The organism is Sporosarcina ureilytica (assembly GCF_001753205.1).
Lineage (GTDB): Bacteria > Bacillota > Bacilli > Bacillales_A > Planococcaceae > Sporosarcina > Sporosarcina ureilytica.
In genome coordinates this window covers 419,210-435,595 of sequence record NZ_CP017560.1, presented here as the reverse complement: position 1 = coordinate 435,595, position 16,386 = coordinate 419,210, and the positions used below count along the sequence as shown (strand labels likewise).

At 41.9% G+C, this 16,386-nt stretch carries 19 protein-coding genes; all 19 read right to left on the bottom strand.

Annotation, left to right across the window (positions count from 1 at the left end):
- Nucleotides 1-15: 15 nt before the first annotated feature.
- The 19 genes from rplN to rpoC all read right to left on the bottom strand — a co-directional run bounded on the left by rplN (nucleotide 16) and on the right by rpoC (nucleotide 16,375).
- A complete protein-coding gene (gene rplN / locus BI350_RS02155; protein WP_075526635.1) occupies nucleotides 16-384 on the bottom strand; it encodes a 50S ribosomal protein L14 in 369 nt (122 codons plus the stop codon).
- Nucleotides 385-423: 39 nt separating this feature from the next.
- Complete coding sequence (gene rpsQ, locus BI350_RS02150) at nucleotides 424-687, bottom strand: 30S ribosomal protein S17 (protein WP_075526634.1); 264 nt, start codon at nucleotides 685-687, stop codon at nucleotides 424-426.
- A 17-nt stretch (nucleotides 688-704) separates the two neighbouring features.
- Entirely contained in the window at nucleotides 705-905 is a 201-nt protein-coding gene (rpmC, locus tag BI350_RS02145; RefSeq protein WP_075526633.1) for a 50S ribosomal protein L29, read from the bottom strand.
- The gene (gene rplP / locus BI350_RS02140; RefSeq protein WP_075526632.1) at nucleotides 895-1,329 is read right to left on the bottom strand and encodes a 50S ribosomal protein L16; all 435 of its coding nucleotides are present in this window, start codon (nucleotides 1,327-1,329) and stop codon (nucleotides 895-897) included. Before rplP ends, rpmC begins: the two co-directional genes overlap by 11 nt.
- A gap of 1 nt (nucleotide 1,330) precedes the next feature.
- Nucleotides 1,331-1,987: a 30S ribosomal protein S3 gene (rpsC, locus tag BI350_RS02135; RefSeq protein WP_075526631.1), complete on the bottom strand. Its 657-nt coding sequence runs from the start codon at nucleotides 1,985-1,987 to the stop codon at nucleotides 1,331-1,333.
- Nucleotides 1,988-1,990: 3 nt separating this feature from the next.
- A complete protein-coding gene (gene rplV / locus BI350_RS02130) occupies nucleotides 1,991-2,335 on the bottom strand; it encodes a 50S ribosomal protein L22 (protein WP_075526630.1) in 345 nt (114 codons plus the stop codon).
- Between the two features lie 19 nt (nucleotides 2,336-2,354).
- Nucleotides 2,355-2,633, bottom strand: a complete 279-nt coding sequence (rpsS, locus tag BI350_RS02125; RefSeq protein ID WP_075526629.1) for a 30S ribosomal protein S19 — start codon at nucleotides 2,631-2,633, stop codon at nucleotides 2,355-2,357.
- Between the two features lie 60 nt (nucleotides 2,634-2,693).
- Nucleotides 2,694-3,524 (bottom strand): 50S ribosomal protein L2, encoded by an 831-nt coding sequence (gene rplB, locus BI350_RS02120; protein WP_075526628.1) that lies wholly within the window; start codon nucleotides 3,522-3,524, stop codon nucleotides 2,694-2,696.
- Between the two features lie 44 nt (nucleotides 3,525-3,568).
- Nucleotides 3,569-3,853, bottom strand: a complete 285-nt coding sequence (gene rplW / locus BI350_RS02115) for a 50S ribosomal protein L23 (protein ID WP_075526627.1) — start codon at nucleotides 3,851-3,853, stop codon at nucleotides 3,569-3,571.
- Nucleotides 3,853-4,476: a 50S ribosomal protein L4 gene (gene rplD, locus BI350_RS02110; protein ID WP_075526626.1), complete on the bottom strand. Its 624-nt coding sequence runs from the start codon at nucleotides 4,474-4,476 to the stop codon at nucleotides 3,853-3,855. The genes rplW and rplD overlap by 1 nt, the downstream gene beginning before the upstream one ends.
- A gap of 22 nt (nucleotides 4,477-4,498) precedes the next feature.
- Nucleotides 4,499-5,131 carry a 50S ribosomal protein L3 gene (gene rplC / locus BI350_RS02105; RefSeq protein ID WP_075526625.1) on the bottom strand — a complete coding sequence of 211 codons (633 nt, stop codon included), beginning with the start codon at nucleotides 5,129-5,131 and terminating at the stop codon, nucleotides 4,499-4,501.
- A gap of 39 nt (nucleotides 5,132-5,170) precedes the next feature.
- On the bottom strand, nucleotides 5,171-5,479 hold the full coding sequence (gene rpsJ / locus BI350_RS02100) for a 30S ribosomal protein S10 (protein ID WP_075526624.1): 309 nt from the start codon (nucleotides 5,477-5,479) through the stop codon (nucleotides 5,171-5,173).
- Between the two features lie 253 nt (nucleotides 5,480-5,732).
- Nucleotides 5,733-7,067 (bottom strand): Na+/H+ antiporter family protein, encoded by a 1,335-nt coding sequence (locus tag BI350_RS02095; RefSeq protein WP_075526623.1) that lies wholly within the window; start codon nucleotides 7,065-7,067, stop codon nucleotides 5,733-5,735.
- 804 nt (nucleotides 7,068-7,871) lie between these two features.
- Entirely contained in the window at nucleotides 7,872-9,059 is a 1,188-nt protein-coding gene (tuf, locus tag BI350_RS02090; RefSeq protein ID WP_075526622.1) for an elongation factor Tu, read from the bottom strand.
- A 116-nt stretch (nucleotides 9,060-9,175) separates the two neighbouring features.
- Entirely contained in the window at nucleotides 9,176-11,254 is a 2,079-nt protein-coding gene (gene fusA, locus BI350_RS02085) for an elongation factor G (protein ID WP_075526621.1), read from the bottom strand.
- 48 nt (nucleotides 11,255-11,302) lie between these two features.
- Nucleotides 11,303-11,773, bottom strand: a complete 471-nt coding sequence (rpsG, locus tag BI350_RS02080; protein WP_075526620.1) for a 30S ribosomal protein S7 — start codon at nucleotides 11,771-11,773, stop codon at nucleotides 11,303-11,305.
- Nucleotides 11,774-11,874: 101 nt separating this feature from the next.
- A complete protein-coding gene (gene rpsL / locus BI350_RS02075) occupies nucleotides 11,875-12,294 on the bottom strand; it encodes a 30S ribosomal protein S12 (RefSeq protein ID WP_075526619.1) in 420 nt (139 codons plus the stop codon).
- Nucleotides 12,295-12,394: 100 nt separating this feature from the next.
- Nucleotides 12,395-12,643 carry a ribosomal L7Ae/L30e/S12e/Gadd45 family protein gene (locus BI350_RS02070; RefSeq protein WP_075526618.1) on the bottom strand — a complete coding sequence of 83 codons (249 nt, stop codon included), beginning with the start codon at nucleotides 12,641-12,643 and terminating at the stop codon, nucleotides 12,395-12,397.
- A gap of 129 nt (nucleotides 12,644-12,772) precedes the next feature.
- Nucleotides 12,773-16,375, bottom strand: a complete 3,603-nt coding sequence (gene rpoC, locus BI350_RS02065; RefSeq protein ID WP_075526617.1) for a DNA-directed RNA polymerase subunit beta' — start codon at nucleotides 16,373-16,375, stop codon at nucleotides 12,773-12,775.
- Between the last annotated feature and the right edge of the window lie 11 nt (nucleotides 16,376-16,386).

The following is a 16,386-nucleotide window of genomic DNA, read 5'->3' as shown; positions in this document are numbered from 1 at the left end:
TTTGGAACTGTCAAATTAAAGTACTTCTGGAGCAAGAGAAATGATTCTCATGAAATTGTTGTCACGTAGCTCACGTGCAACAGGTCCAAAAATACGTGTTCCTCTTGGGCTCTTATCATCTCTGATGATTACGCATGCGTTCTCATCGAATGTAATATATGTTCCGTCATCGCGACGAACTCCACTTTTCGTACGGACTATAACTGCCTTTACGACTTCGCCCTTCTTAACAACGCCACCTGGTGTTGCTTTTTTCACTGAACAAACAACGATATCACCAATATTGGCAGTTTTACGTCCAGTACCACCAAGAACTTTGATTGTAAGAACTTCACGAGCGCCGGAGTTGTCAGCGACTTTCATACGGCTTTCTTGTTGGATCATTTAGGCTACCTCCTCTCGGATTATGCTATCCGAACTTTATTAAATAACGATTGCTTTTTCCACAATTTCAACGAGGCGGAAGCGTTTTGACTTAGAAAGTGGACGAGTTTCCATAATTCGAACTGTATCGCCCATTTTTGCTTCGTTCAATTCATCGTGGACTTGGAATTTCTTAGAATGCTTTACACGTTTTCCGTATAAAGTATGCTTTTTATACGTTTCAATCATAACAGTAATTGTTTTATCATTTTTGTCTGATACAACACGTCCTGTATAAACCTTACGTTGGTTACGCTCAGTCATGAATTGTACCTCCTTCATCAGTTATTGGCACTGATTTCTCTTTGACGTATTACGGTTTTCATGCGCGCAATCGATTTACGAACTTTACCGATGCGTGCCGTGTTTTCTAATTGACCTGTCGCCAATTGGAAGCGAAGGTTGAAAAGCTCTTCTTTCAGTGACTTTACTTCTTGCTCGATTTCTGCAGTTGTGAGTTCACGGATTTCTTTAGCTTTCATTAGATTCACCACCAATTTCTTCACGTTTTACAAACTTGCTTTTAACAGGAAGCTTGTGAGATGCAAGACGAAGTGCTTCACGAGCAACCTCTTCATCAACACCTGCAATTTCAAACATTACACGACCAGGTTTAACAACTGCTACCCAGCCTTCTACAGCACCTTTACCGGCACCCATACGAACCTCAAGAGGCTTTTTCGTATATGGTTTGTGTGGGAAAATGTTGATCCACACTTTACCGCCACGTTTCATATAACGTGTCATTGCGATACGTGCTGCTTCAATTTGGCGGCTTGTAATCCAACCAGCTTCAGTAGCTTGGAGACCGTATTCACCAAATCCAACTGTAGCGCCACCTTTTGTTTTACCACGTAAGTTTCCACGGAATACGTTACGATATTTCACGCGTTTAGGCATTAACATATCAGTTGCCTCCTTCCTTTGAGTTCTTTAATGTCGGAAGGACTTCTCCTTTATAAATCCATACTTTAACGCCAAGTTTACCGAATGTTGTGTCGGCTTCAGCGTGTGCGTAATCAATGTCAGCACGTAAAGTATGAAGAGGAACAGATCCTTCATTGTACCCTTCTGCACGAGCGATGTCTGCACCGCCAAGACGTCCAGAAACTTGTGTTTTAATTCCTTTTGCTCCAGCACGCATCGTACGTTGGATTGCTTGCTTTTGAACACGACGGAAAGAAACACGACCTTCTAATTGACGTGCAATGTTTTCAGCGACTAATTTCGCATCAAGGTCAGCACGTTTAACTTCAACAATATTAATGTGTACACGTTTGCCTGTAATTGCATTTAGCTTTTTACGGAGAGCCTCAACTTCAGACCCACCTTTACCAATGACCATTCCAGGTTTCGCAGTGTGAATTGAAATGTTTACACGCTTTGCAGCACGTTCGATTTCTACTTTCGATACAGATGCATCGATTAATTGTTTGTCAATGAATTCACGAATTTTTAAGTCTTCGTGCAACAGTGTTGCATAATCTTTTTCTGCATACCATTTCGATTCCCAGTCACGGATGATACCTACCCGTAAACCGTTAGGATTTATTTTTTGACCCACGAATTATCCCTCCTTCTTTTCTGCTACCACGACAGTGATGTGACTTGTACGCTTGTTAATCGCACTTGCACGCCCCTGTGCGCGTGGGCGGAAACGTTTCATAGTCGGACCTTCGTTAACATATACTTCGCTAACAACTAAGTTCTCGACGTCCATTTCATAGTTATGCTCAGCGTTTGCGATTGCTGATTGTAAAACTTTTTCTACAACCGGAGATGCCGCTTTTTGCGTCAGGCGTAGAATTGCCACAGCTTCACCGATTTTCTTCCCTCGGATAAGATCAACGACTAAACGGACTTTGCGAGGAGCAATACGGACTGTGCTGGCAGTAGCTTTTGCTTGTTGCATCAGAATAACCTCCTCTCAATTAGCGACCTGTCTTCTTGTCGTCGCCACCGTGATTTCTAAATGTACGTGTAGGTGCAAATTCACCTAATTTATGACCAACCATATCTTCTGTGATGTAAACAGGTACATGTTTACGTCCATCATAAACTGCAATCGTTTGACCGATAAATGATGGGAAGATCGTGGAACGTCTTGACCAAGTTTTAATAACTTGCTTTCTTTCTGATCCTTTTTGTGCATCTACTTTTTTCATTAGATGATCATCTGCAAAAGGTCCTTTTTTCAAGCTGCGGCCCATGTCGGAACCTCCCTCCCTGTTTGTACTACGGTCCAGTCATTGAACCGCAGTGCGTATAATTTATTTTTTACGACGACGAACGATGTACTTATCGGATTTATTGGATTTCTTACGTGTTTTGTAACCAAGTGTTGGTTTGCCCCATGGTGTAAGTGGTGAAGGCATCCCGATACCAGTACGCCCTTCTCCCCCACCGTGTGGGTGATCGTTCGGGTTCATTACAGAACCACGGACTGCTGGACGCTTACCTAACCAGCGTGAACGGCCTGCTTTACCGATATTAATAAGTTCGTGTTGTTCGTTACCAACTTGACCGATTGTTGCACGGCAAGCAGCTAAAATCATACGTACTTCACCAGATTGGAGACGTACAAGAACATACTTTCCTTCACGTCCAAGAACTTGTGCTGATGTACCAGCTGAACGAACGAGTTGACCACCTTTTCCTGGTTTCAATTCGATGTTATGAATTGTTGAACCCATTGGAACATTTTCAAGTGGTAATGCGTTTCCTACTCTTGCGTCTGCGTTTGGACCTGACATAACTGTCATTCCAACTTCTAGACCTTTCGGAGCAAGAATGTATCTTTTCTCTCCATCTGCATAGTTAATTAATGCGATGTTTGCTGAACGGTTTGGATCGTATTCGATCGTAGCAACGCGTCCTGGAATGTCATCTTTTCGACGTTGGAAATCGATGACACGGTATTGGCGTTTATGTCCGCCCGCTTGGTGACGAACTGTAGTTCTGCCTGTGTTGTTACGTCCGCCTTTACGAGTAATTGGCTTCAATAGTGATTTTTCTGGCTTATCTGTTGTGATCGCAGAGAAATCTGAAGAAGTCATATTACGACGTCCGTTAGAAGTAGGCTTGTATTTTTTAATCGCCATTGTTGTCCCTCCTTATAATATTTCATGTAACGAAGTCGTTACGATTAGATTTCGAAAAGTTCGATGTCGTTTGAATCAGCAGTTAATGTAACAATTGCTTTACGGCGTTTGTTTGTATATCCTGCATGTCTTCCCATACGCTTGAACTTCCCTTTGTAGTTCATGATGTTAACTTTTTCTACTGTAACACCGAAGATTTCTTCGACAGCGTCTTTGACTTGCGTCTTGTTTGCGCGTGTGTCAACTTCGAATGTGTATTTATTGAATTCCATTTGCTCAGAAGAACGCTCGGTAATGACCGGACGTTTCAAGATTTCACGTGCTTCCATTAACCAAGCACCTCCTCTACTTTTTCTACAGCTGCTTTTGTCATCACAAGTTTTTCGTGTCCAACGAGGTCTAACACGTTGATACCTTCAGCAGTGATAACTGTTACTCCAGGGATGTTACGAGCAGATAATGCTACCGTTTCATCTAGGTCAGCAGTAACAAATAATGCTTTTTTCTCGATTGAAAGATCCGTTAATACTTGGACGAAATCTTTTGTTTTCGGAGCTTCAAATTTCAGTTCGTCAAGAACGATTAAGTTCTCTTCACGTACTTTTGAAGATAGTCCCGATAGTAGCGCTAGTCTACGAACTTTTCTAGGTAGTTTGTAAGCATAGCTTCTTGGTGTTGGACCGAATACAACACCGCCTCCACGCCATTGTGGTGAACGGATCGAACCTTGACGAGCACGACCTGTACCTTTTTGACGCCATGGCTTGCGCCCACCGCCCGCTACTTCTGAACGGTTTTTCACTTTGTGGTTACCTTGACGTAATGATGCACGTTGTTGGACCACTGCTTCAAACAATACTGCTTCATTTGGCTCGATTCCGAAGATAGCTTCGTTTAGTTCGATGTCACCAACTGAAGAACCTGTTTGACTTAGTACCGATACTTTAGACATTCTAACTTCCTCCTTCCTTTAATTACTTGTTCCCTTTGATTGCGCTGTTCACTTCTACAAGTGATTTACGTGCGCCTGGAACATTACCTTTAACTAGTAGTAAGTTACGCTCTGCGTCAACTTTTACAACTTCAAGGTTTTGGATTGTTACTGTTTTTGTACCCATGCGTCCTGGAAGTTTCTTTCCTTTGAATACGCGCTGAGCATCAACAGAACCGATTGAACCTGGTGAGCGGTGGAAACGTGATCCGTGGCTCATGAAACCAATTTTGTATCCGTGGCGTTTGATAACACCCTGGAATCCTTTACCTTTTGTAACTCCTGTAACGTCAATTACATCGCCTTCTGCAAATGTATCGACTTTGACTTCCTGACCAACCTCGTGTGCGTTAACGTCCAATCCACGGAATTCGCGGATGAAGCGCTTAGGTGCAGTTTCAGCTTTTGCAACATGTCCTTTTTCCGGCTTGTTTGCAAGCTTATCACGTTTATCATCAAATCCTAATTGTACCGAATTGTAACCGTCCGTTTCAACCGTCTTCTTTTGTAAAACGATGTTTGGAGTAGCTTCAATTACTGTTACTGGGATAAGATCGCCGTTTTCAGCAAAGATTTGCGTCATACCGACTTTTCTTCCTAAGATTCCTTTGGTCATTCGTCACACCTCCTGTATTATTGTTAAATTTTCTATAGATTATAGTTTGATTTCAATGTCTACGCCTGATGGTAAATCTAGTTTCATTAATGCATCGACAGTTTGTGGTGTCGGATTAACGATATCAATCAAACGTTTATGCGTACGCATTTCGAACTGTTCACGTGAATCTTTGTTTACGTGCACTGAACGAAGCACTGTGTAAACTGATCTTTCAGTTGGTAGTGGAATCGGACCCGATACACTTGCACCTGAACGCTTTGCAGTTTCTACGATTTTTTCAGCTGATTGATCTAAGACACTGTGATCATAAGCTTTTAAACGAATACGAATCTTTTGTTTTGCCATTACTTTCCCTCCCTCTCGCCTAATTAATAGACATTCTCCACGAAAATTTCCCACATACCCGCCATGGCAATGCGGCCGGGTGTGTCGGCAACCTCTCGCTTCATCGCAGTCAAAGAGCAACATTCAACATTATACACAAGGAAAAAGTATTCCGCAAGTCTTTTGGCGAAATTCTTTTCTTTGCTTTAATCATTATAATAGTAACCGTAACGAGATGCAATAGTTAGGCAAGTAGTCTAAACATTGTTTTTATTTAACCAAAAAACATAATTGTTATCCAGCCGAAAATAAGTAACGGAATATTAAAGTGTAGGAAAGTTGGTACACAAGTATCCCATATGTGATTATGTTGTCCGTCAACATTTAAACCCGCCGTTGGTCCAAGCGTTGAGTCCGAAGCTGGTGAACCGGCATCGCCAAGCGCCCCCGCTGTACCGATTAGCGCAACAATTGCCATCGGACTAAAACCGAACGCTACACTGAGCGGAACGAATATGGATGCGATAATAGGAATCGTTGCAAATGAAGAACCAATTCCCATCGTTACAATAAGCCCTACTAGTAACATCAGAAACGCTGCTAGAGCTTTATTATCACCAAGTATTTCACTCGTACTTTGTACTAATGTAACGACATGACCCGTTTCTTGCAGTACAGCAGCGAACCCGTTTGCTGTAATCATAACGAAACCGACAAATGCCATCATTCGCATTCCTTCATTTAATAGATCATCTGCATCTTTCCATTTTAATGCTCCCGTTATATAAAGTATAGCAATCCCGGTAACTGCACCAGCAATCATAGATTGCGTTGGAATTTGAACAGCTAATGTACCAATAAGTGCAGCTACTGTAAAAAAGATATTACGTGTTTTTAGTTCAACTTTTGGAGAAGCAGCTACTTCCATATCCTTATCCGAATCCATATCTTCATACTCTCTTGGTTTACGGTAAGAAATAAAGATTGCAACAAGTAAACCTACTAAGAGACCAACAACTGGTATGGCCATCGCTTTTGGAATATCAGCCATATTAATTTGTAAACCTGCTGCCGCCATTTGATTTGCAATAATTTCATGGAATATAAATCCGAATCCATAAGGAAGCAAAATATATGGCGTCGTAAGACCAAATGCTAACACACAAGCGATAAGTCTTCTATCTATTTTCAACATATTTAAAACGTGTAATATCGGCGGAACGAGAAGCGGAATAAATGCTATATGAATCGGTATTAAGTTTTGCGAGAAGACAGCCATCAATAAAAGAACTAATATGACTAATACCTTTCCCAAAGCTTTTCGATTTTGTTCTCCGTCCTTGTTCACAATTCGTAACATCGCATTAACGAGTAATTGCGGAATTCCAGTTTGGGAAATTGCTACTGCAAATCCACCTAATAATCCATAACTAAGAGCAATAGTGGCCCCTGCGCCTAAACCACCTGTAAACGAGGCAATCGTGTCTTCAAATGACAGTCCACCAGTGATCCCACCTACGAATGCACCTATAACGAGCGCTAAAACAACATTCACTCGCACTAAACTAAGAATTAACATGATAAGTACTGCTAGTATTACTGCATTCATCTCTTTTTCCTCCCAATTAACTTTAGTGTGCTAAAGCAATAAAGTATGTTACTAATTTATCAGAGGATAATATATCTGTCAATAGCATTTTAAAAGTTTTCTCGTTGTTATTTAATTGTTTATACTTAGTATTGCCAGATGCAGGCGCCAACAATCACTATCGGTTGTTTTAGTAATGGACTAGTAGGCATTGAGAGTCAATATCACCAGAATTAATGGTTAATGGTTAGTGGTTTTAGTAGTGTTGTGACCTTTTGGCGGAGCGTTGTGTACTTTACGAAATACGTTGCGGGGTTTAGTGAGCGTTGCAACGTTTCGAGAAAACGTTGCATACTTTTCGGATCATGTTATGTACTACGCTGAATACGTTGCAAGGTTTAGTGAGCGTTGTAACGTTTCGAGAAAACGTTGCATACTTTTCGGATTATGTTATGTACTATGCTGAATACATTGCGGGGTTTCGCGAGCATTGCAACGTTTCTAGTAAACGTTGCATACTTTTCGGATTATGTTATGTACTATGCTGAATACGTTGCAAGGTTTAGTGAGCGTTGCAATGTTTCGAGAAAACGTTGTATACTTTTCGGATTATGTTATGTACTATGCTGAATACGTTGCAAGGTCTCGCGAGCGTTGCAACGTTTCTAGAAAACGTTGTATACTTTTCGGATTATGTTATGTACTATGCTGAATACGTTGCAAGGTTTCGTGGCAAACGAATTATATTCCTTCCAATACAAATATATAAATAGCTATAAAACAAAAAAACTCCCACCGGCGCCGGTGGGAGTTTCATATTTAAAATTATTTTTCGATTGTAGATACAACGCCTGAACCTACAGTACGTCCACCCTCACGGATAGAGAAACGTGTACCTTCTTCAAGAGCGATTGGTGCAATTAACTCTACTACCATTTCAATGTTATCTCCAGGCATAACCATTTCTACGCCTTCTGGAAGTTCGATAACACCAGTTACGTCCGTTGTACGGAAGTAGAACTGTGGACGGTAGTTAGAGAAGAATGGAGTATGACGTCCACCCTCTTCTTTTGAAAGAACATAAACTTCTGATTTGAACTTAGTGTGTGGAACGATTGAACCTGGCTTAGCAAGTACTTGTCCACGTTGGATATCTTCACGTGCTACTCCACGAAGAAGTGCACCGATGTTGTCACCAGCTTGAGCATAGTCAAGTAGTTTACGGAACATCTCTACTCCTGTAACAGTTGTAGATTTTGCTTCGTCAACGATACCAATGATGTCAACTGTGTCACCAACAGTTACTTCTCCACGCTCAACGCGTCCAGTTGCAACTGTACCACGACCTGTGATTGAGAATACGTCCTCAACAGGCATCATGAATGGCTTGTCAGTTTCACGTGGTGGTGTTGGGATGTACTCGTCAACAGCCGCCATTAGTTCGATGATTTTGTCTTCGTATGCTTCGTCGCCTTCAAGTGCTTTAAGCGCTGAACCTTGGATTACAGGGATGTCATCGCCTGGGAAGTCATACTCAGATAGAAGATCACGGATCTCCATTTCTACTAACTCAAGTAGTTCTTCGTCGTCAACCATGTCACATTTGTTCATGAATACAACTAGGTATGGAACACCTACGTTTTTAGAAAGTAGGATATGCTCACGTGTTTGTGGCATTGGACCGTCAGCTGCAGATACAACTAGGATTCCACCGTCCATTTGTGCTGCACCAGTGATCATGTTTTTAACGTAGTCCGCGTGACCTGGGCAGTCAACGTGTGCATAGTGACGGTTTTCAGTTTCGTACTCGATGTGAGACGTGTTGATTGTGATTCCACGCTCTCTCTCTTCTGGCGCGTTGTCAACTTGGTCGTAAGATTGTGCTTCTCCACCTAGTCTTTTCGCTAGAACTGTTGCAATTGCAGCTGTAAGTGTAGTTTTACCATGGTCAACGTGACCAATTGTTCCGATGTTCGCATGTGTTTTTGAACGATCAAATTTTTCTTTACCCATTATGGAAAGCCTCCTTAAATATATGAAAGTTTTTTATTTTTATAGGTACTGGAGATTAATCTCCAGTTACCTATACTCTATAGCTTATTTATACTGAAAACAAGAGTGAATTACAATTATTCAGCAGTATTCTTTTTAATAACTTCTTCAGCGATTGATTTTGGAACCTCTTCATAGTGGTCAAATACCATTGAGAAGACTCCGCGACCTTGTGTGTTAGAACGCAATGAAGTTGCGTATCCAAACATTTCAGCAAGTGGAACCATCGCATTAACCATTTGTGAGTTACCACGTGCTTCCATTCCTTCAACGCGACCACGACGAGAAGTAACATCACCCATAATATCACCTAAGTATTCCTCAGGGATTTGGATTTCTACTTTCATCATTGGCTCAAGAAGTACTGGGTTAACTTTTGAAGCAGCGTTTTTCAGTGCCATAGAACCAGCAATCTTAAACGCCATTTCGTTAGAGTCAACATCATGGTAAGAACCGTCATATAGACGTGCTTTAATATCGATTAGTGGATATCCTGCAATTACACCGTTATCCAGTGAATCACGGATACCTTCTTCAACAGAACCGATATATTCACGTGGAACTGTTCCTCCAACGATGTTATCGATGAATTCGAATCCTGCTCCTTCTTCGTTTGGAGAGAATTCAACCCATACGTGACCGTATTGTCCACGACCACCAGATTGACGAACGAACTTACCTTCAACTTCCGCTGCTTGACGGAATGTTTCACGGTAAGATACTTGTGGTGCTCCAACGTTAGCTTCAACGCCGAACTCACGACGTAGACGGTCAACTAGAACGTCTAAGTGTAATTCACCCATACCAGCAATAATTACTTCGCCAGTTTCTTCATCTGTATGTGCTCTGAACGTCGGGTCTTCCTCTTGAAGTTTCGCAAGAGCTTCACCCATTTTACTTTGGTCAGCTTTTGTTTTTGGTTCGATTGCAACGGAAATAACCGGTTCAGGGAATTCCATCGACTCTAAGATAACAGGCGCTTTTTCATCACATAGTGTGTCACCAGTACCAGTGTCTCTTAGGCCAACTGCAGCTGCAATGTCTCCAGCGTGAACTTCTGCAATTTCTTCACGAGAGTCAGCATGCATTTGTAGGATACGACCTACACGCTCACGCTTATCTTTCGTTGTGTTACGTACGTAAGATCCTGACTTCAATGTACCAGAGTACACACGGAAGAATGTTAGTTTACCAACATAAGGATCCGTCATAACTTTAAACGCCAGTGCCGAGAACGGACCGTTGTCATCAGCAGGACGAGTTGTCTCTTCGTTGTCTTCAGGATTAAATCCAGCAATCGCTTCGATATCAGTTGGAGCTGGTAAGTAGTCGATTACTGCATCAAGAACTAGTTGAACACCTTTGTTTTTGAAAGCTGTTCCACAAACGGCAGGGTAAAATTCAACATCAAGTGTTGCTTTACGAATTGCTGCTTTAAGTTCTTCTACAGTTAGCTCTTCGCCACCTAAGTATTTTTCCATAAGGTCTTCGTCGAATTCAACAATTGCTTCAATTAGACTCTCACGGTACTCTTCAGCTTCAGCAAGATATTCTTCAGGAATGTCTTTTACTTCAACATCATTTCCGAAGTCATCGCCGTAGAAAGTAGCTTTCATTTCTACAAGGTCAATAATTGCACTGAATTCGTCTTCCGCACCAATTGGTAATTGGATTGGATGTACGTTTGCACCTAGACGTTCACGAACTGTTCCTACTGCATAGTGGAAGTCCGCACCAGTCTTGTCCATCTTGTTAACGAATACTAAACGTGGAACGTTATAGTTTGTCGCTTGACGCCATACTGTTTCAGTTTGTGGCTCAACACCCGATTGAGCATCTAGAACCGTTACCGCACCATCAAGTACACGTAGGGAACGTTCAACTTCAACTGTGAAGTCCACGTGACCTGGTGTATCAATGATGTTAACACGGTGCCCTTTCCATTGAGCTGTTGTCGCCGCAGAAGTGATTGTAATTCCACGCTCCTGCTCTTGCTCCATCCAGTCCATTTGAGATGCACCTTCGTGGGTTTCACCAAGCTTATGAATACGACCTGTGTAATAAAGGATACGCTCAGTCGTTGTTGTTTTACCAGCATCGATGTGAGCCATGATTCCGATGTTACGAGTATTCTCTAAGGAGAACTCTCTAGCCATGTTGTCAATCTCCTTCCATCTCGGTTAAGAGTTATATATAACTTCAACTTACCAACGGTAGTGAGCGAAAGCTTTGTTCGCTTCTGCCATTTTGTGTAGTTCTTCACGTCTTCTAACGGAAGCACCAGTGTTGTTTGAAGCATCTAAAATTTCGTTAGCTAGACGCTCTTCCATTGTTTTCTCACCGCGTTGACGAGAATAGTTAACGAAGAAACGTAAGCCTAGTGTTGTACGACGCTCAGGACGTACTTCTACTGGAACTTGGTAGTTCGCTCCACCAACACGGCGTGCGCGCACTTCAAGAACCGGCATTACATTTTCAAGTGCTGCTTCAAATACTTCTAATGGATCTTTTCCAGAACGTTCTTTTACAAGTTCGAACGCACCGTATAGAATTTTTTGAGAAGTACCTTTCTTACCATCTACCATCATTGAGTTTATAAGACGTGAAACAAGTTTCGAGTTATAAATCGGATCTGGTAGTACATCACGTTTAGCTACAGGACCTTTACGAGGCATGTTTTTGTCCTCCTTTCAAATATTTCTTTTATTTTGGAATTAAGTATTTTGCACAATGATTACCAGCTGGGTTTTATGCAACTTCACTTAAATAAGTTTTATTATTTCTTTTCTTTCGGCTTTTTCGCACCGTACATAGAACGACTTTGCATACGGCCAGTAACTCCAGCAGTATCAAGCGCACCACGTACAACATGGTAACGAACACCCGGTAAGTCTTTCACACGTCCACCACGGATAAGTACAACACTGTGCTCTTGAAGGTTATGTCCCTCACCTGGGATATAAGCGTTCACTTCTAGTTGGTTTGTTAGACGTACACGTGCATATTTACGTAGGGCTGAGTTCGGCTTCTTCGGTGTCATTGTTCCAACACGTGTACAAACGCCACGCTTTTGTGGAGAGTTAACATCCGTCATCGTCTTTTTAAAGCTGTTATAGCTTTTTCCAAGAGCAGGTGATTTTGAACCAGAAACTTTTGATCTACGTCCTTTGCGAACCAATTGGTTAATTGTAGGCATCGTTTTTTCCTCCTCTCGTTTTCCATTTCATAAGACCACACATCCAGGTGGTTCATTTTTGGGTAAAAACAAGTTTTGTGCATAAACTGCACAAAAACATTTATTCAGTAATTGCAACAACGGTTGTACCGACCGCAATGCCAGATGCTTCTCCAAGCTGTTTTCTTGAAGCAACATAAGTCACAGGAATCGAATATTCATTGGTTACTTCTAACAATTGTTGAGTAATCCGTTCTTCTATATCCTGAGCAATGATAACTTCCGCTACCTTGCCTGCTTGAATTGCTTTTACTGTTTGCTTTATACCGATGATCGTCTTCTTTGCCTGTTTTACTTTTTCATAAGACATTTTCATATCCTCCAAAGCACAGACATGTAACTATCAACCTTTTGTATATTATCATCTTTTTTCCTGACTGTCAACACGAAAGAAAAACTTTGGGGGGATTATTTTAACTCCCCCCGTAAGTTATTTCGTTCATTCCGCAGTTGCAGTTTCTCCAGCGTTTTCCAAATCATTCTTTTCAATTTCAATTTGACGATATCGCTGCATTCCCGTACCTGCCGGAACAAGCTTACCAATAATCACGTTCTCTTTCAGGCCAAGTAGCTCATCCATCTTACCTCTAATTGCTGCATCTGTTAGGACACGCGTTGTCTCCTGGAAGGATGCTGCAGATAAGAAGGATTCAGTTTCAAGCGAAGCTTTTGTAATTCCAAGAATAACTGGTCTACAAGTTGCTGGCACTTTGCCTTCTTCAAACATTTTATTATTTGCCTCCGCAAACTGGTGAATATCAACGAGTGAACCAGGAAGTAAATCTGTGTTTCCTGCTTCAATAATATGCACTTTACGTAACATTTGACGAACCATCACTTCAACGTGCTTATCGCCGATTTCAACACCTTGCATGCGGTAAACTTTTTGTACTTCTTTCAATAGGTACTCTTGAACTGTTGCAACGTCTTTCACAACAATAAGTTCTTTTGGATCAATCGAACCTTCCGTTAGCGACTCACCACGGTCGACTACATCGCCAACCTGTACAGTAAAGCGTGCATTGTACGGTCCAAGGTATTTTCTTGTTTCAACTTTACCTTCAACAGTAATTTCATGTTGACCTTCACGGATTTCATCAATCGCAGTAACGGTTCCTTTAATTTCCGAAATTATCGCCTTACCTTTCGGATTACGCGCTTCGAAAATTTCTTGGATACGTGGAAGACCTTGTGTAATGTCATCCCCAGCAACTCCACCTGTATGGAAAGTACGCATCGTTAACTGTGTACCAGGCTCACCGATAGATTGAGCAGCAATAATTCCAACCGCTTCTCCAACTTCAACTTTTTCGCCAGTTGCTAAGTTGATGCCGTAACACTTCTTACACACACCATGTTTTGTATCACAAGTGAATGCAGAGCGAATTGTTACTCTTTCAATACCTGCTTCTATGATGATACGTGCTGTATCTTCTGTAACCAGCGCATTTTTCTCAAGAATCTTCTTGCCTGTTTCTGGATGATAAATTGTTTTCTTTGTATGACGACCAACAATACGTTCGTCAAGGCGTTCGATTACTTCAGTACCTTCCATTAACGCACCGATTTCTAAACCGCGGTCAGTGCCACACTCATCTTCACGAACAATGACATCTTGTGCAACGTCAACAAGTCGACGTGTTAAGTAACCTGAGTCAGCAGTTTTCAGCGCTGTATCCGCAAGTCCTTTACGCGCACCGTGCGTCGAAATAAAGTACTCAAGAACGGTTAGCCCTTCACGGAACGAAGATTTAATTGGAAGTTCAATAATCCGTCCAGCCGGGTTGGCCATCAAACCACGCATACCCGCAAGCTGCGTAAAGTTAGAAACGTTACCACGTGCTCCGGAGTTACTCATCATATAAATCGGGTTTGAGTTATCTAGAGATTCCATCAGCTTCTCTTGAATATCATCTCTAACAGCACTCCAGTAAGCAATTACGCGATCGTAACGCTCTTCTTCCGTAATCAGACCACGACGGAATTGCTTCAAGACATTATCTACTTTACTTTGTGTTTCGTCTAGAAGTTCATCCTTGTTTGGAAGGACGATAATGTCGGACATTCCGACTGTCAATCCAGCACGTGTTGAGTACGTAAACCCTAAATCCTTCATGCGGTCAAGCATTTTCGACGTTTCGGTAATATGGAAACGTTTGAAAATCTCAGCGATAATATCACCGAGTATGCCCTTTTTAAACGGTCCAACTAACTCTGTTTCTTTTAACAGTTCCTTGATATCTTCTGTTCCTGAAACAAAATACTTCTCTGGTGTTTGAACTTGCAAGTTGGCTAATGTTGGTTCATTTATATAAGGGAATGATTCCGGTAAAATTTCGTTAAAGATAATTTTCCCTACTGTTGTAAGTAGTAATTTACTATTTTGCTCTTCAGTGAATGTCGGGTTATTAAATGACCCTGCCTGTACCGCAATTCGCGTGTGCAAGTGTATATAACCATTCTGATAAGCGATTATCGCTTCATCTGCATCACGGAATACAAAACCTTCACCCGTCGCACCCGCACGCTCTAACGTTAAGTAATAGTTTCCTAAAACCATATCTTGAGACGGTGTTACAACTGGCTTACCATCTTTCGGGTTCAGAATGTTTTGAGCTGCTAGCATGAGTAGGCGCGCTTCAGCCTGTGCTTCAGCAGAGAGTGGAACGTGAACAGCCATTTGGTCACCATCAAAGTCAGCGTTATAAGCTGTACATACAAGTGGGTGTAGTGTAATCGCACGCCCTTCAACAAGGACAGGCTCAAACGCTTGAATCCCTAGTCTATGAAGTGTCGGTGCACGGTTCAATAAGACCGGGTGCTCTTTAATCACTTCTTCTAAAACGTCCCAAACTTCCGAATGTAGACGTTCAATTTTTCGCTTAGCGCTCTTAATGTTATGTGCTAGCCCTCTCTCAACGAGTTCTTTCATCACAAATGGTTTGAATAATTCAATCGCCATTTCTTTCGGTAAACCACACTGGTACATTTTTAAGCTTGGACCAACAACGATAACCGAACGACCTGAGTAATCAACACGTTTACCAAGTAAGTTTTGACGGAAACGTCCTTGCTTACCTTTCAACATGTGGGAAAGCGATTTTAATGGACGGTTTCCTGGTCCTGTAACTGGACGACCGCGACGACCGTTGTCGACAAGTGCGTCTACAGCTTCTTGGAGCATACGCTTTTCGTTTTGAACGATAATACCAGGCGCACCTAGATCGAGTAATCTTTTTAGTCGGTTATTACGGTTAATAACTCGACGGTATAAGTCGTTCAAGTCGGAAGTTGCGAAACGTCCTCCATCAAGCTGGACCATCGGACGAAGCTCGGGTGGAATAACCGGTAATACTTCGAGGACCATCCATTCAGGACGGTTACCTGAATTTCGGAATGATTCAACGACATCTAAACGTCTAATTGCACGTGTACGGCGTTGCCCTTGAACTGTTTTCAGCTCTTCTTTTAGAGCATCCATCTCTTTGTCCAAGTCAATTGCTTTTAAGAGACGCTCAATTGCTTCCGCACCCATCATCGCTTCGAATTTATTACCATATTTCTGACGGTATGCACGATACTCTTGTTCAGATAGCAGTTGCTTTCTTTCAAGTGGTGTATCTGCCGGTTCGACTACTACATAAGAAGCAAAGTAAATAATCTCCTCTAAAGCACGTGGTGTCATGTCGAGAATGAGGCCCATCCTGCTTGGAATTCCTTTGAAATACCAAATATGTGTTACTTGGGCTGCAAGTTCAATATGTCCCATCCGCTCACGACGTACTTTTTGACGCGTTACTTCAACTCCGCAACGGTCACAAACAACGCCTTTGTAACGGACACGTTTATATTTTCCGCAATGACATTCCCAATCTTTTGTAGGTCCGAAAATACGTTCACAGAAAAGACCTTCTTTTTCAGGCCTTAATGTACGATAGTTAATTGTTTCTGGCTTTTTCACTTCACCGTAGGACCAAGAACGAATCTTATCTGATGAAGCAAGTCCTATTTTCATATACTCAAAATTGTTTACATCTACCAAGGAGCCTACCT

Coding starts and splice junctions, on each gene's coding strand:
- BI350_RS02095 (WP_075526623.1), bottom strand. CDS start 7,067: ATGAATGCAGTAATACTAGCAGTACTTATCATGTTAATTCTTAGTTTA.
- rpsQ (WP_075526634.1), bottom strand. CDS start 687: ATGACTGAGCGTAACCAACGTAAGGTTTATACAGGACGTGTTGTATCA.
- rpmC (WP_075526633.1), bottom strand. CDS start 905: ATGAAAGCTAAAGAAATCCGTGAACTCACAACTGCAGAAATCGAGCAA.
- tuf (WP_075526622.1), bottom strand. CDS start 9,059: ATGGGTAAAGAAAAATTTGATCGTTCAAAAACACATGCGAACATCGGA.
- rpsJ (WP_075526624.1), bottom strand. CDS start 5,479: ATGGCAAAACAAAAGATTCGTATTCGTTTAAAAGCTTATGATCACAGT.
- rplV (WP_075526630.1), bottom strand. CDS start 2,335: ATGCAACAAGCAAAAGCTACTGCCAGCACAGTCCGTATTGCTCCTCGC.
- rplP (WP_075526632.1), bottom strand. CDS start 1,329: ATGTTAATGCCTAAACGCGTGAAATATCGTAACGTATTCCGTGGAAAC.
- rplN (WP_075526635.1), bottom strand. CDS start 384: ATGATCCAACAAGAAAGCCGTATGAAAGTCGCTGACAACTCCGGCGCT.
- rplC (WP_075526625.1), bottom strand. CDS start 5,131: ATGACCAAAGGAATCTTAGGAAGAAAAGTCGGTATGACGCAAATCTTT.
- rpsS (WP_075526629.1), bottom strand. CDS start 2,633: ATGGGCCGCAGCTTGAAAAAAGGACCTTTTGCAGATGATCATCTAATG.
- fusA (WP_075526621.1), bottom strand. CDS start 11,254: ATGGCTAGAGAGTTCTCCTTAGAGAATACTCGTAACATCGGAATCATG.
- rplD (WP_075526626.1), bottom strand. CDS start 4,476: ATGTCTAAAGTATCGGTACTAAGTCAAACAGGTTCTTCAGTTGGTGAC.
- rpsG (WP_075526620.1), bottom strand. CDS start 11,773: ATGCCTCGTAAAGGTCCTGTAGCTAAACGTGATGTACTACCAGATCCG.
- rplB (WP_075526628.1), bottom strand. CDS start 3,524: ATGGCGATTAAAAAATACAAGCCTACTTCTAACGGACGTCGTAATATG.
- BI350_RS02070 (WP_075526618.1), bottom strand. CDS start 12,643: ATGTCTTATGAAAAAGTAAAACAGGCAAAGAAGACGATCATCGGTATA.
- rpsL (WP_075526619.1), bottom strand. CDS start 12,294: ATGCCTACAATTAACCAATTGGTTCGCAAAGGACGTAGATCAAAAGTT.
- rplW (WP_075526627.1), bottom strand. CDS start 3,853: ATGGAAGCACGTGAAATCTTGAAACGTCCGGTCATTACCGAGCGTTCT.